The sequence below is a fragment of the Methyloterricola oryzae genome (genome assembly GCF_000934725.1).
Classification (GTDB): domain Bacteria; phylum Pseudomonadota; class Gammaproteobacteria; order Methylococcales; family Methylococcaceae; genus Methyloterricola; species Methyloterricola oryzae.
Window position 1 is genome coordinate 215,519 of record NZ_JYNS01000004.1, and the last position, 13,366, is coordinate 228,884.

Consider the following 13,366-nt stretch of genomic DNA (forward strand, 5'->3'; position numbering starts at 1 on the left):
GCTCAGGTAGCGGCCTCCACGGCCTTCATACTCAGCCGCACACGGCCCTGACGGTCAATTTCCAAGACCTTCACCCGCACCATGTCACCTTCGGACAGTTTGTCGCTGACCTTCTCCACGTGTTCGTCGGAGATCTGCGAAATGTGCACCAGGCCGTCCTTGCCGGGCAGGATGGTGACGAACGCGCCGAAATCCATAAGGCGGGCCACCTTGCCCTCGTAGATCTTGCCCACCTCCACTTCCGCGGTGATGGCCTCGATGCGGCGGCGCGCTTCCGCGCCAGCCTGCTTGTCCACGGATGCCACGCGAATCACGCCATCGTCGGTGATGTCGATGCTGGCGCCGGTCTCCTCGGTGATACTGCGGATGGTAGCCCCGCCCTTGCCGATGACCTCGCGGATCTTGCTGGGATCGATGCTGAAGCTCATGATCCTGGGCGCATAATCGGACATCTCCTGGCGCGGCGCGGCCAATTCGGCCTCCATCTTCTCCAGGATGTGCATGCGCCCGTCCTTGGCCTGAGCCAGAGCGACTTTCATGATCTCCGGGGTGATGCCATCAATCTTGATGTCCATCTGCAGGGCGGTGACGCCGGTGCGGCTGCCGGCCACCTTGAAATCCATGTCGCCCAGGTGGTCTTCGTCACCCATGATGTCGGACAGAACCGCGAACTTCTCGCCTTCCTTGATCAGGCCCATGGCGATGCCCGCCACCGGCGCCTTGGTCGGCACGCCCGCGTCCATCAGGGCCAGGCTGGAACCGCACACTGAAGCCATGGAACTGGAGCCGTTGGATTCCGTGATTTCCGAAACCACGCGCACCACGTAGGGGAACTCCTCCTGGGTCGGCATCACGGCCTGCACGCCGCGCTTGGCCAGGCGGCCGTGGCCGATTTCACGGCGTTTTGGAGAGCCGATCATGCCCACCTCACCCACGCAGTACGGCGGGAAATTGTAGTGCAGCATGAAGTTCTCTTTGTATTCACCGTCGATGGCATCGATGAGCTGTGCATCGCGGCCCGTGCCCAGGGTCGCAACCACCAGAGCCTGGGTCTCGCCGCGAGTGAACAGGGCGGAACCGTGGGTTCTGGGCAGCACGCCGGTGCGGATACTGATGGGGCGGACGGTCTTCATGTCGCGGCCGTCGATGCGCTTGCCCTCGTTCAGGATGTTGCTGCGCACCACCTCGTACTCCAGGTTCTCCAGGGCGCCACGCACCGCCTTCTCGGGAAACTGCTCGTCCGCCGTGAGGGCGGCAACGGCAGCGGAACGGATTTCCTTGAGGGTCTGCTGACGCAACTGCTTCTCGGGCATGAGGTAGGCCTTGGCGATGCTCTCGCGGGCCTGCGCGGAAACGGCGGCGATCAGGGCAGCGTCCGCTTCGGGCGCCTTCCAGTCCCACGGCTTCACACCGACTTCGGCGGCCAGTTCAAGGATCGCCTTGATGGCGATCTGCATCTGCTCATGGCCGAACAGTACAGCGCCCAGCATGATGTCCTCGGGCAGCATCTTCGCCTCGGACTCCACCATCAGCACCGCCTTCTCTGTACCGGCAACCACCAGATCCAAATCGGAGGTTCCCAATTGGCTCTTGCTCGGATTGAGCAGATACTGACCCTCAGCGTAACCCACCCGCGCGGCGCCGATCGGCCCCTTGAAGGGCATGCCGGAGAGGGTGAGCGCCGCAGAAGCGCCCAACATGGAGGGGATATCCGGATCGATCTCGGGGTTCAGCGACATCACCGTCGCCACCACCTGCACTTCGTTGGTGAACCCCTCAGGAAACAGCGGGCGCACGGGACGGTCGATCAGGCGCGCGGTGAGGGTTTCCTTCTCGCTGGGACGCCCCTCGCGCTTGAAGAATCCGCCGGGGATGCGTCCCGCGGCATAGGTCTTCTCCTGGTAATTCACCGTGAGGGGGAAAAAATCGCCTTCCCGGGTGATCTCCTTCAACCCGACTGCGGTCACGAGCACCACGGTTCCGTCCATGTCCACCATGACGGCGGCGTCAGCTTGGCGGGCGATCTCGCCCGTTTCGAGGGTTACGACGTGGTCACCGTAGCGAAATTGTTTCCGAGTCGGAGGGTTCACGATTATTTCCTTGTCAGCGGCACAGGTTCGAAGGTCAGCCAGAGCTTATTTGCGCAGACCAAGGCGCTCGATCAGGGAGCGGTACCGGTCGGAATCCTTGCTCTTCAGGTAGTCCAGCAGCTTGCGGCGCTGATTGACCAGGCGCAGCAGACCCTGGCGGGAATGGTGGTCTTTCTTGTGCTGGCTGAAATGCGGGGTCAGGTGGTTGATGCGCGCGGTCAGCAGCGCCACCTGAACTTCCGGCGAGCCGGTGTCGTTCGCCGACAGCTGGTACTGCTTGAGCACCGCCTGTTTTTCAACTGAGGTAAAAGCCATTTCTAAACTCCAAAGATGTCAGTCAAAATCAAACAAAGTATTTTACCGCCCTAACTCACCTTCGAACAAGGCGGAATGCGCTTCTAGGTCCCGGATAGTGCCGATTCGGCGCCGCCGTTCCCTTGCACCACCAATCGCCGTGGCGCCACCAGACCGTCCTCGGTCATCTCGCCGATACCCAGGAATCGCTCGCCTGCGTACAGGCGCAAGGGCCCCCGCGCGTTGAGCTTCGGCACCAGCACCGCCTGGCCGCGGCGCATGTGGAAGGCCAGGTCGGGCGTCAGGGAAACCATTGGAAAACCGGTGACGGTGGCATCCGGTGGCCGCAGCGCCCGCACGCGTTCCGCATCGTCCAGGTTTTCCAATTGTTCCAGGGACAGTGCATGTTCCAGGCTGAATTCGCCGACGGCCGTGCGGCGCAGGCGCTCCACATAACCGCCACAGCCCAGGGCCTCGCCGATGTCCTCGACCAGGCTGCGGATGTAGGTTCCCTTGGAACAATGCACGTCCAGGTCCAGCCAGTCGGACCCACGGTCAAGCAAATTTAGTTCATGTATGACGATGCTGCGCGCCGGCCGCTCCACGTCGAGGCCCTGCCGCGCCAGTTCGTAGAGACGCCGTCCCTGGTGCTTGAGTGCGGAATACATGGGCGGCACCTGCTCGATCGCTCCACGAAAACGAGGCAGGACCGACTCGATCAGGGCATCCGTGAGTCCCGGCACCGCCCGCTCCTCGACCGTCTCGCCCTCGCAGTCGCCCGTTGTGGTGGTGCGGCCAAGGCGGGCCAACACCCGGTAGCGCTTGTCCGTATCCAGCAGGAAGGCCGAGAACTTCGTCGCCTCGCCCAGGCAGATGGGCAACAGGCCGGTGGCGATGGGGTCGAGGCTGCCAGTATGTCCGACCTTCTGCGCTTGAAACAGGCGCTTGACCCGCTGCACCGCGCCGTTGGAGGTTATTCCGGCCGGCTTGTCCAGCAGCAGGACGCCGTCGATGGGGCGGCCCTTGCGGACACGACTCATGAGTCCTCGGCCTGACGATCCGCGTCGCTGGCAGCGCCGTCGCCCTCCGGCGGGTTTCCGGCCAACAGGGACTGGATGCGCAGCCCGCGCTCGATGGAATCATCGTGCACGAAGCGCAGCTCGGGCATGACCCGCATGCGGATGCGCCTGCCCAGTTCATGCCGCAGGGACGGAACCGACTGATTGAGGATCTTGATGCAGGCCTTGGCCTCCTCGCGGGCTCCGAGAAAACTGACGTAGGCCTTTGCCACCGCCAGATCGCGCGTAAGTTCCACCGCGTTCAAGGTCACCATGCCCAAAGCGGGATCGCGGACCCGGGTCCTCAGCAACTCCGCCAATTCGCGCTGCATTTGCGCCGCGACACGGTCGCTACGGGTAAACTCACGCGGCATCAGGCAGCCCCTACCATCAGGAACGACTTCATGAGGCGCGCTGCACCAGGACCTTTTCGAATACCTCGATCTGGTCGCCGGTCTTGACGTCGTTGTAGTTCTTTACGCCGATGCCGCACTCCATGCCCATCTTCACCTCGCCGACGTCGTCCTTGAAGCGGCGCAGCGACTCCAACTGGCCCTCGTAGATCACCACGTTCTCCCGCAACACGCGGATCGGCAGGTTGCGCTTGACGAAGCCCTCGGTCACCATGCAGCCGGCAATGGCGCCGAACTTGGGCGAGCGGAACACGTCGCGCACCTCGGCGATACCCACGATCTGCTCCTTGTACTCCGGAGCCAGAAGGCCGCTGATGGACTTCTTGACCTCGTCGATGACGTCGTAGATCACGCTGTAATAGTGCAGATCCACGCCGCGCTCCTCGATGAGCTTGCGCGAGGTGGCGTCGGCACGCACGTTGAAGCCGATGATGATGGCGCTGGAGGCCAAGGCCAGGTTGGCGTCGGACTCGGTGATGCCACCCACGCCGCCGGCCACCACCTTCACCTTCACCTTGTCGGTGGAAAGATCTACCAGCGACCCGCGCAGCGCCTCCAAACTGCCCTGCACATCGGCCTTGATGATGAGGTTCAGGTCGATGGACTCGGCGGATTCCATGCGCGAGAACACGTCTTCCAGCTTGGCGGCCTGCTGAGCGGCCAGCTTGGTGGTGCGGGACTTCTCCTCGCGGTGCAGGGCGATCTCGCGGGCCTTGCGCTCGTCCGCGACGACGACGAAGTCGTCACCGGCGTTGGGCGTGGCAGACAGGCCCAGGATCTCCACCGGCGTGGAGGGCCCGGCCTCTTTCAAAGGCTTGCCGTTCTCGTTGAACATGGCGCGGATACGCCCGAATTCCTGCCCGCAGAGGATGAAGTCGCCCTTGCGCAGGACACCCTTCTGCACCAGGATGTCGGCCACGGGGCCCCGCCCCTTGTCCAGCTTGGACTCGATCACCACGCCGGTGGCGGCCACCTTCTGCGGCGACTTCAGCTCCAGCACTTCGGCCTGAAGCAGGATGGCGTCCAGCAGCTCATCGATGCCCACACCGGTCTTGGCGGACACCGCCACGAACTGGGTGTCGCCGCCCCACTCCTCCGGCACTACGTTAAGGCCCACCAGTTCCTGCTTGACGCGATCCGGATCGGCATCCTGCTTGTCGATCTTGTTGATGGCCACCACGATGGGCACTCCGGCGGCGCGGGAGTGCTCCACGGCCTCCCGGGTCTGGGGCATCACGCCGTCATCGGCCGCCACCACCAGCACCACGATATCGGTAACGCGGGCGCCACGGGCGCGCATGGCGGTGAACGCAGCATGACCGGGCGTGTCCAGGAAGGTGACCGAGCCGTGGTCGGTCTTCACCTGATAGGCGCCGATGTGCTGGGTGATGCCGCCCGCCTCGCTGGCCGCCACGCGGCTTTTGCGGATATGGTCGAGCAGCGAGGTCTTGCCGTGGTCCACATGGCCCATGATGGTGACCACAGGCGCCCGGGGCAACAACTCGGCGGTTTCCTCGTCCGCCATGCTGGCCATGATCTCAGCCTCCAGGTTGTCCTCCGCCTGGGCGATGGCCTTGTGCCCCATCTCCTCAACCACCAGGATCGCGGTGTCCTGGTCCAGGGTCTGGTTGATGGTGGCCATGACCCCCATCTTGGTGATCAAGGTCTTGATGACTTCCGTCGCCTTGACCGACATGCGCAGGGCCAGGTCGGAAACGCTGATGGACTCCGGCACTTGCACGTCACGCACCACCGGAGCGGTGGGCTTCTCGAAACCATGCCGCTGCTCCGGCATGACCACAGGACCCCGCGACTTGCCCTTCTTGAGCTTGCCCCGGCGATCATCCAGATCCGGTCCTTCGCGACCTTCCTCCCGCCTGACCGACTTGTCGCCAAATGAGGGAGCCTTCTTCTTACCACGCTTGAGATCCTCCGCCGCCTTGGCAGGTGGCGGCGCGGCTGGCCGGACCGGGGGCGCGACGGCAGGTATTGGGACAGGCGGGGGAGGCGGGGGCGCCACGGGCTCCGGCGCGGCCCTCTCGACCACGGGAGGCTGCGGTACGGGCATGGGTTCCGCCTCTTTGGCCGCTTTTTCTTCAGCGCGCTGACGCTCCAGAAGCTCGCTGGCCTCGCGGGCCTTGCGCTCTTCCTCCAGGGCCTGCTGACGTTGCGCCTCCTCGCGCTGCAGGCGCAAGGTTTCCTGCGCCTCCAACTCGCGCTGCTGGTCTTCCAGAGCCTGGCGCGCCTTTTCCGCCTCCTGCCGGCGCTCGCTGGACTCGGGCAGTTCGCTGCGCTTGATGTAGGTTCGCTTCTTGCGCACCTCCACACTCACCGTCTTGACGCCTTTTCCAGGCACCTTGCCCTGCTTCAGCTCACTGACCGTGCGCCGCTGCAAGGTCACCTTGCGCGGCTCGGCGCCGTCGCCCTGCTCCTTACCATGGCTCTGCCGCAGATGGCTCAGCAGTTTGAGCTTTTCCGCATCGCTGAGCATGTCGTCCGCGCTCGCCACCTGCAGCCCCGCATCCCCGAGCTGCGTCAGGAGCCGCTCCAGCGGGATGCCCACCACTTCCGCCAATTGCCTTACCGTCACGTCACTCATACTTCTCGCCCCGCTCTCATTCAATTCCCTAGCCTTCCGCAAACCAAGACGCCCGGGCCTTCATGATCAGACTGCCGGCCCGCTCCTCGTCCATGCCCGGCACCTCCATCAACTCATCAACGGACTGCTCGGCCAGGTCATCCACCGTCCGCACGCCGTGACTGGCGAGCAAAAAGGCCAACTCGCGGTCCATGCCCTCCATTTCCAGGAGTTCCTGGGTCGGCTCCACGGACTCGAGCTTCTCCTCGCTGGCGATGGCCCGAATCAGCAGGGCATCCCGAGCGCGGTTGCGCAGCTCCTCGACGATGTCCTCATCGAATTCCTCGATTTCCAGCAATTCCTTTGCGGGCACGTAGGCCAGTTCCTCGACGCTGGAAAAACCTTCCCGCACCAGTATTTCCGCGACATCCTCATCCACCCCCAACTGCTCCACGAAATCGTTGAGCAGGTTCAAGGCCTCGGCTTCGTTCTTCTCTTCCGCCTGGGTGGCGCTCATCACGTTCAGCTCCCAGCCGGTGAGCTCCGAGGCCAGGCGCACATTCTGACCGCCGCGGCCTATGGCCTGGGACAGATTCTCATCGGCCACCGCCACATCCATGCTGTGCTTGTCCTCATCCACCACGATGGAAACGATTTCAGCGGGAGACATGGCGTTGATCACAAACTGGGCTTCGTTTTCGTTCCACAGGATGATGTCCACGCGCTCGCCGGCCAGTTCGTTGGAAACCGCCTGTACCCGCGAGCCTCGCATGCCCACGCAAGCGCCTACCGGGTCCAGGCGCGGGTCATTGCTCTTCACCGCCACCTTGGCGCGCACGCCCGGGTCACGCGCGGCGCCCATGATCTCGATCACGTTCTCGCTGACTTCCGGTACTTCCAGGCGGAAAAGCGCCACCAGCAACTCCGGGGCGGTACGTGTGACGAACAACTGCGGCCCGCGTGCCTCGGGGCGCACCGCGCGGAGGTAACCGCGCATGCGGTCGCCGTTGCGCACCGCTTCGCGCGGGATCATCTCTTCCTTTGGAATCAGCGCCTCGACATTGCCGCCCAGGTCCAGATAGACGTTGCCGCGTTCCACGCGCTTGACCACGCCGGTCACCAGTTCGCCGACGCGGTCCTTGTAGGCATCAACGATCTTTTTGCGCTCGGCCTCCCGCACTTTCTGCACGATGACCTGCTTGGCGGTCTGCGCGGCAATGCGGCCGAAATCGATGGATTCGATGGGCTGTTCCACGTAGCCACCCAGTTCCGCTGCCGCGTCCAGCTTGCGCGCGTCTTCGAGGAACATCTGGGTATCGGGGTCCTCGATGCCATAGTCATAATCATCGTTGGGCTCGACCACCAGCCAGCGGCGGAAGGTTTCATAGTCGCCGGACTTGCGGTCGATGGCGACACGCACGTCGATTCGGTTATCGTGCCGCTTCATGGTTGCGGTACGCAGGGCGTCCTCTATGGCGCTGAAGATGACGTCCTTTTCGATGTCTTTTTCGTTGGAGACGACATCCACCACCAGCAAAATTTCTTTATTCGCCATCGACTCTCATCCTTTCCTGGTTTTCTGCTCAAACTCGGGCACTATCCGGGCCTTCTCTATGGATTCAAACGGTATCGCGTAGCGGGCTCCATCCTCTTCCAGGTGCACGGTCCCGCCTTCAATCGCCAGCAGCCGGCCCTTGAAGCGCCGCCGCCCCTCGACGGGACGCAGCACCTGAATGCGCACCAATGCACCCACGAAGCGCTCAAAGTGTTCCGGGGTGAACAGCGGCCGGTCCATGCCCGGGGAGGAAATCTCCAGCTGATAGTTGCCTGGGATCGGATCCTCCACGTCGAGCACACCGCTGAGTTGGTGGCTCACACGTGAGCAATCATCCACGCCGATCCCGGCTTCACGGTCGATGTAGACCCTGAGGATGCGCTGGTGCGAATCGAATTCCACGCCCACCAGCTCATAGCCCAGGCCTGTCACCACCGGTTCCACCAGCCGGGTCAAACGTTCCGGCATTTTCATCAAGACACCTGAATTGCAGCCACAAAAAATGGGCGCAAGGCCCATTGTTGTTATTTTTCCCGTTAAAAACGAAAAAAGCCCATAAGGGCCACTTCCGGACTCGGCACTCCACCAGCAACGCCAGCGGGCAGCCCGGCTTACGCTAAAGATGGCCTACTATACCAGAGTGCCCGGACGAATTAAAGTCCAAGTTGCCGGCTACGGCGCCAGGGCGGAACCTGCAATCGACGGTGGCATTGAAATTCACGGCGGGAGCAATGCAGATCATGAAAACAGAGTATGAGAAAGTGCAGCCTTATCAAACCAAGGATGGTTCAGAAATCCGCGAACTCATGCACCCTGCCCTGCATGGCAACCGCCGGCAGAGCCTGGCGGAGGCCGTCGTCGCGCCGGGCGCCACCACCTTGCTGCATCGCCATCACGAAACCGAGGAACTGTATCACATCACCCACGGGCACGGACTGATGACCTTGGGCGATGCACGTTTCGAGGTAAAGCCGGGCGATACAGTGGCCATTCTCCCAGGCACGCCGCACCGAATCGAGAATACGGGACATAACCCCCTGCACATACTGTGTGCCTGCTCGCCGCCTTATGCCCACGACGATACCGAAATCCTGGTCCAGGATTTAGCCTGAAAGGCCCGCAGCCTGTGCACCCGCATGCGAGACCTCGCGCTTTTCGCTATAGTGCCCGGGTTTCGACCCTGCTGCCCTCGAGGATGATCCAGATTCTGCTGCCCCTGCTCATCGCGCTGCAACTCGCCCCTGCCTGGACAGCCGCCGCCGAACGGGACGCAGATGAGCCGGCCACCAGCGCCTTGGCCGCACCAGCGTCGAGCGCCGGAGCGGCCACCGTAAGCCTGAGCGATGACGGCCAGGCCCTGGCCGGCATACAGACCGCCCCCCTGCAGGCGCTGGAACTGGAGGATGAGTCCCGTGCTTACGGCAAGGTGCTGGACATGCAGGAATTGCTGAGCCTGCGCGCGCGCTACCGCGCCGCCCTGTCGGAACTCACCATCGCCGAGGCCCAGTTCAAGGTGGCGCGGAGCAGCTACGAACGGATTTCTCATCTGCATCGGGAGTCCATCATACCCACCCGCGATCTGATCCAGGCCGAGGCGCAACTGGCATCGGAACAGGCGCGCTGCGAAGGTTTTCGCCGCAATCTGCAGGAGGTGCGCGAAGAGGCGCTGCAATCCTGGGGTGGAGAACTCTTCCGCCAGGCCGTCGAGCGCGAATCGCCCCTGTTTCACAGCCTGCTGGAGCGCTCACGCGTGCTGCTGCTGGTAAGCCTGCCTCCGGGCCATGCCAGGCCCGAGACGTACCGTCGAATCAAGGTCGCGCTATCGGGAGAGCGCCAGCAGGCGCGGGAAGCCGAACTGGTTTCCCCGGCCCCCCGTACCGACGAAACCACCCAAGGCGAAACCTGGTTCTACGCCGCGCCTGCTGCCGGCCTGCGCTCAGGGATGCGCGTGGACATATGGCTTCCCGACGCGGGCGCGCGTCAAAGCGGCGTGCTCATCGCCCTGAGTGCCATCGTATGGCATGTAGGCCGTCCCTGGGCTTACATCCAGGCGGGTGCTACCCAGTTCGTACGCCGCCCCATCGGGCCCCACCGCGATCTCGGCGGCGCCTGGTTTGTCCAGCAGGGGTTCGAGGCCGGCGAATCCGTGGTCGTCGTCGGCGGACAGACCTTGCTGTCCGAGGAACTCCGACCGCAGACACACGCCAAAGACGGGGACGACGACTGATGCTGTCCACCGTCGTGCGCCTCGCCATCCGCCGCAGCGGCGTAGTGATGGCCGTGGCGCTATTGCTCCTGGCTTACGGCGGCTACCGCATCAAGGAAGCGAGTCTGGACATCTTCCCGGAATTCGCCGCCAAGCGGGTAGTGATTCAGACGGAGGCGCCAGGTCTCTCGCCGGAACAGGTGGAGAAACTGGTGACCCTGCCGCTGGAGCGCAGCCTGGCTGGCCTGCTGGGCCTTTTGACGATACGCTCCGAATCGCTGCAAGGTCTATCGGTGGTAACGCTGGTGTTCGACGAGGACACCGACGTCTACCGCAACCGTCAGATGGTCAACGAGCGCCTGACCCCGTTGCAGGGTCTGCTGCCGCCAGGCATCGGGCCGCCGGTCACGGTGCCGCTGTCTTCCTCATCGGCCACGGTGCTGACCTTGGGCCTGGAATCGGAAAGCCTGAGCCTCATGGACCTGCGCAGTCTGGTGGACTGGAACCTGGTGCCGAGACTGCTGTCGGTGCCGGGCGTGGCCGACGTCAATGTCTTCGGCGGTGACGTCCGCCAGTTGCAAGTGCAGATCGACCCCAACCGCCTCCGACGACTGGGCCTGGGCCTGAATGAGGTCCTGCTTGCGGCCCAGCAGGCCACCGGCATGCGCGGCGCCGGGTTCGTGGAAAATGACAACCAGCGCATCAGCCTGCAGGTGACGGGCCTGCCCGATGCCGCGGAGTCGTTGCGGGACGTGGTGCTGGCGCGCAAGGACGGCGTGAACGTGACCCTGGGCGATGTGGCCGAAGTTAAGGCGGCGCCGCGGGTTCCCATCAGCGCCGCCGCCATCGGCGGGCGGCCCGGCATCGTGATGATGGTCATCGGCCAGTACCAGGCCAACACCCTGCGCGTCTCCCGCGACGTAGAGGCGGTGCTCAAGACCTACGAGCCCTTGCTCGCGAAGCAGGGCATCCGCCTGCATCCTCACCTTTTTCGCCCCGCCGACTACATCGAACGCTCTCTGAGCAACCTGGCAGGCCATCTGCTCATTGGCGGGGTGCTAGTGCTGGTGATCCTCTACCTGTTTCTATTCGACTGGCGCGCGGCCTTCATTTCGGCGCTGGCCATCCCCCTCTCCCTGCTCGGCGCAACCCTGGTGCTGCTGCAGTTCGGCGTGAACCTGAACATCATGGTCCTCGGAGGATTAGCCATCGCCCTGGGCGAGGTGGTGGACGACGCCATCATCGATACCGAGAACATCTTCCGCAGGCTGCGCGAAAACCGCAGCGCCTCCCATCCCAGGAGCGTTATGCGCGTGGTCTACGCGGCTTCCATGGAAGTGCGTGGCTCGGTGGTCTACGCCAGCTTTATCGTGTCCCTGGCCTTCGTGCCCTTGTTGAGCCTGAACGGCGTGGCCGGTCGCCTGTTCGCGCCTTTGGGCGAAGCCTATATCCTGGCGATCCTGGCCTCACTCGCCGTGGCTCTCAGCGTCACCCCGGCCCTGTGTTACCTGATCCTCGGCCAATATCCCGGCGCCCTGGAGGCGCCGCCGCTGATACGCCGGATGCAACCGGGCTACCAGCGGCTTCTGCTCGCCGCCACCGCGCGCCCGCAGGAAACCCTGGTCCTGGGAGCCATCGTCTGCTGCGCCGGCCTGGTCCTGGCTCCTACCCTGGGCGGAAGCTTTCTGCCGGAGCTGCGTGAGGGCCATTACATCGTCCACACCAGCAGCATCACAGGCACGTCCCTCGCGGAGTCCTTGCGCACGGGTGGCCGGTTGACCGAGACGTTCCTGAAGATTCCCGGCGTCGAGTCCGTTTCGCAATGGGCAGGGCGCGCCGAGCGTGGCGCCGACACCTACGGCAGTCACTACAGCGAATATGAGGTGCGCCTCGCCCCCCTATCCGGAGCTGGGCAGCAGGCCGTGCTGGACCGGCTGCGTGCCCTCTTGAATAGCTTCCCCGGCCTACTGTACGAGGCCAACACCTTTCTGACCGAACGCATCGACGAAACCATCTCCGGATACACCTCGCCCGTGGTGATCAACCTCTATGGCGACGATTTGGGGGAACTGGATGCCAAGGCACGTGAAGTGCTCAAACTCATGCAAGCCGTGCGCGGCGCGGCGGACGCCCAGTTGCGTTCACCCACCGGCGCGCCCTTGCTGCAGGTGAGGCTGCGTCCGGAACGGCTGGCGGCGGTCGGCCTCCGCCCCCTGGAAGCCGCCGAGGCCGTCCAGATCGCCTACGACGGCCGCGTCGTGGGCCGGTACTTCGAGAATAGCCGCACCCACGACGTGAGCGTGATCCTGGCGCCCACTCACCGCCAGCAAGTGGAAAGCGTCGCCCGGCTTCCCTTGAAAACGCCCGACGGCGTCATGCTCAGCCTGGGCGATGTAGCCGACATTCAGCAGATCGGCGACCGCTACAACATCCTGCACCTGGGCGCTCAGCGGGTGCAGACCATCACCTGTCAGGTGCAGGGGCGTGACATGGACGGCTTCATCCGCGAACTGCGCGAGCGGGTCGTGCACGAGGTGGCATTTCCTCCCGGCATGTACCCCGAATTCACCGGCGCCGCGGTGGAGCAGTCCACCGCCAAGCGCGCCCTGATCGTGCAGGCCTTGCTCGCCGGCGCGGGCATCCTGATCCTGACATACCTGGCACTCGGGAGCCTGCGGAATACCCTGCTGACCCTGGTGAACCTCCCCTTCGCCCTGGTTGGTGGCGTTTTGGGCGCGCTCATGACCGGGTCGGCGCTTTCCGTGGGCTCCATGGTGGGATTCGTGACCCTGTTCGGCATCACCCTGCGCAACGCCATCATGCTGGTTTCGCATTACCGGCACCTGGTGGAACGCGAACATCGCGCCTGGGACCTGGACACCCTGGTGCTTGGCGCGCGTCAGCGCCTGCCGTCCATATTGATGACAGCCCTGGTCACGGCGCTGGCCATGCTACCCATTGCAGTGAACAGCGACAATCCGGGACGGGAAATCATGGGCCCCATGGCCGCGATCATCGTCGGCGGCCTGACCTCGTCCACAGCCCTCAACTTGCTGGTGCTGCCGGCGGTACTTTGGCGCTGGGGAAGTTTTGCGGGGGAAGATCGGGGCGGCAACAGTCCGGGTGCGCATCGCTCACCCCCGCCATCTGCCTAGAAGCGGCGCGGACGTGG

10 protein-coding genes are annotated in these 13,366 nt (G+C 64.0%); 3 read left to right on the top strand and 7 right to left on the bottom strand.

Annotated features, from left to right (window positions below):
* Positions 1-2: 2 nt before the first annotated feature.
* The 7 genes from pnp to rimP all read right to left on the bottom strand — a co-directional run bounded on the left by pnp (position 3) and on the right by rimP (position 8,462).
* Complete coding sequence (pnp, locus tag EK23_RS08320; RefSeq protein WP_045224869.1) at positions 3-2,090, bottom strand: polyribonucleotide nucleotidyltransferase; 2,088 nt, start codon at positions 2,088-2,090, stop codon at positions 3-5.
* Between the two features lie 45 nt (positions 2,091-2,135).
* The gene (gene rpsO, locus EK23_RS08325) at positions 2,136-2,405 is read right to left on the bottom strand and encodes a 30S ribosomal protein S15 (RefSeq protein ID WP_045224870.1); all 270 of its coding nucleotides are present in this window, start codon (positions 2,403-2,405) and stop codon (positions 2,136-2,138) included.
* 83 nt (positions 2,406-2,488) lie between these two features.
* Positions 2,489-3,424: a tRNA pseudouridine(55) synthase TruB gene (gene truB, locus EK23_RS08330; RefSeq protein ID WP_045224871.1), complete on the bottom strand. Its 936-nt coding sequence runs from the start codon at positions 3,422-3,424 to the stop codon at positions 2,489-2,491.
* Positions 3,421-3,816, bottom strand: a complete 396-nt coding sequence (gene rbfA, locus EK23_RS08335; RefSeq protein WP_045224872.1) for a 30S ribosome-binding factor RbfA — start codon at positions 3,814-3,816, stop codon at positions 3,421-3,423. Before rbfA ends, truB begins: the two co-directional genes overlap by 4 nt.
* A 28-nt stretch (positions 3,817-3,844) precedes the next feature.
* Positions 3,845-6,454, bottom strand: coding sequence for a translation initiation factor IF-2 (infB, locus tag EK23_RS08340; RefSeq protein WP_045224873.1), 2,610 nt, complete (start codon positions 6,452-6,454; stop codon positions 3,845-3,847).
* A 28-nt stretch (positions 6,455-6,482) separates the two neighbouring features.
* Entirely contained in the window at positions 6,483-7,988 is a 1,506-nt protein-coding gene (gene nusA / locus EK23_RS08345; protein WP_045224874.1) for a transcription termination factor NusA, read from the bottom strand.
* 6 nt (positions 7,989-7,994) lie between these two features.
* Positions 7,995-8,462, bottom strand: a complete 468-nt coding sequence (gene rimP / locus EK23_RS08350; RefSeq protein ID WP_045224875.1) for a ribosome maturation factor RimP — start codon at positions 8,460-8,462, stop codon at positions 7,995-7,997.
* A gap of 266 nt (positions 8,463-8,728) precedes the next feature.
* On the opposite strand from rimP, the gene EK23_RS08355 reads away from it, so the two are divergent.
* The 3 genes from EK23_RS08355 to EK23_RS08365 all read left to right on the top strand — a co-directional run bounded on the left by EK23_RS08355 (position 8,729) and on the right by EK23_RS08365 (position 13,349).
* Positions 8,729-9,100, top strand: a complete 372-nt coding sequence (locus EK23_RS08355) for a cupin domain-containing protein (RefSeq protein ID WP_045224935.1) — start codon at positions 8,729-8,731, stop codon at positions 9,098-9,100.
* Between the two features lie 83 nt (positions 9,101-9,183).
* The gene (locus EK23_RS08360) at positions 9,184-10,215 is read left to right on the top strand and encodes an efflux RND transporter periplasmic adaptor subunit (protein WP_235281962.1); all 1,032 of its coding nucleotides are present in this window, start codon (positions 9,184-9,186) and stop codon (positions 10,213-10,215) included.
* Positions 10,215-13,349 carry an efflux RND transporter permease subunit gene (locus EK23_RS08365; protein ID WP_045224876.1) on the top strand — a complete coding sequence of 1,045 codons (3,135 nt, stop codon included), beginning with the start codon at positions 10,215-10,217 and terminating at the stop codon, positions 13,347-13,349. Before EK23_RS08360 ends, EK23_RS08365 begins: the two co-directional genes overlap by 1 nt.
* Positions 13,350-13,366: the final 17 nt, after the last annotated feature.

Excerpts from the sequence above, each read along its gene's own strand:
- rpsO (WP_045224870.1), bottom strand. The coding sequence starts at position 2,405 with ATGGCTTTTACCTCAGTTGAAAAACAGGCGGTGCTCAAGCAGTACCAG.
- rimP (WP_045224875.1), bottom strand. The coding sequence starts at position 8,462 with ATGAAAATGCCGGAACGTTTGACCCGGCTGGTGGAACCGGTGGTGACA.
- infB (WP_045224873.1), bottom strand. The coding sequence starts at position 6,454 with ATGAGTGACGTGACGGTAAGGCAATTGGCGGAAGTGGTGGGCATCCCG.
- truB (WP_045224871.1), bottom strand. The coding sequence starts at position 3,424 with ATGAGTCGTGTCCGCAAGGGCCGCCCCATCGACGGCGTCCTGCTGCTG.
- EK23_RS08355 (WP_045224935.1), top strand. The coding sequence starts at position 8,729 with ATGAAAACAGAGTATGAGAAAGTGCAGCCTTATCAAACCAAGGATGGT.
- nusA (WP_045224874.1), bottom strand. The coding sequence starts at position 7,988 with ATGGCGAATAAAGAAATTTTGCTGGTGGTGGATGTCGTCTCCAACGAA.
- EK23_RS08360 (WP_235281962.1), top strand. The coding sequence starts at position 9,184 with ATGATCCAGATTCTGCTGCCCCTGCTCATCGCGCTGCAACTCGCCCCT.
- rbfA (WP_045224872.1), bottom strand. The coding sequence starts at position 3,816 with ATGCCGCGTGAGTTTACCCGTAGCGACCGTGTCGCGGCGCAAATGCAG.
- EK23_RS08365 (WP_045224876.1), top strand. The coding sequence starts at position 10,215 with ATGCTGTCCACCGTCGTGCGCCTCGCCATCCGCCGCAGCGGCGTAGTG.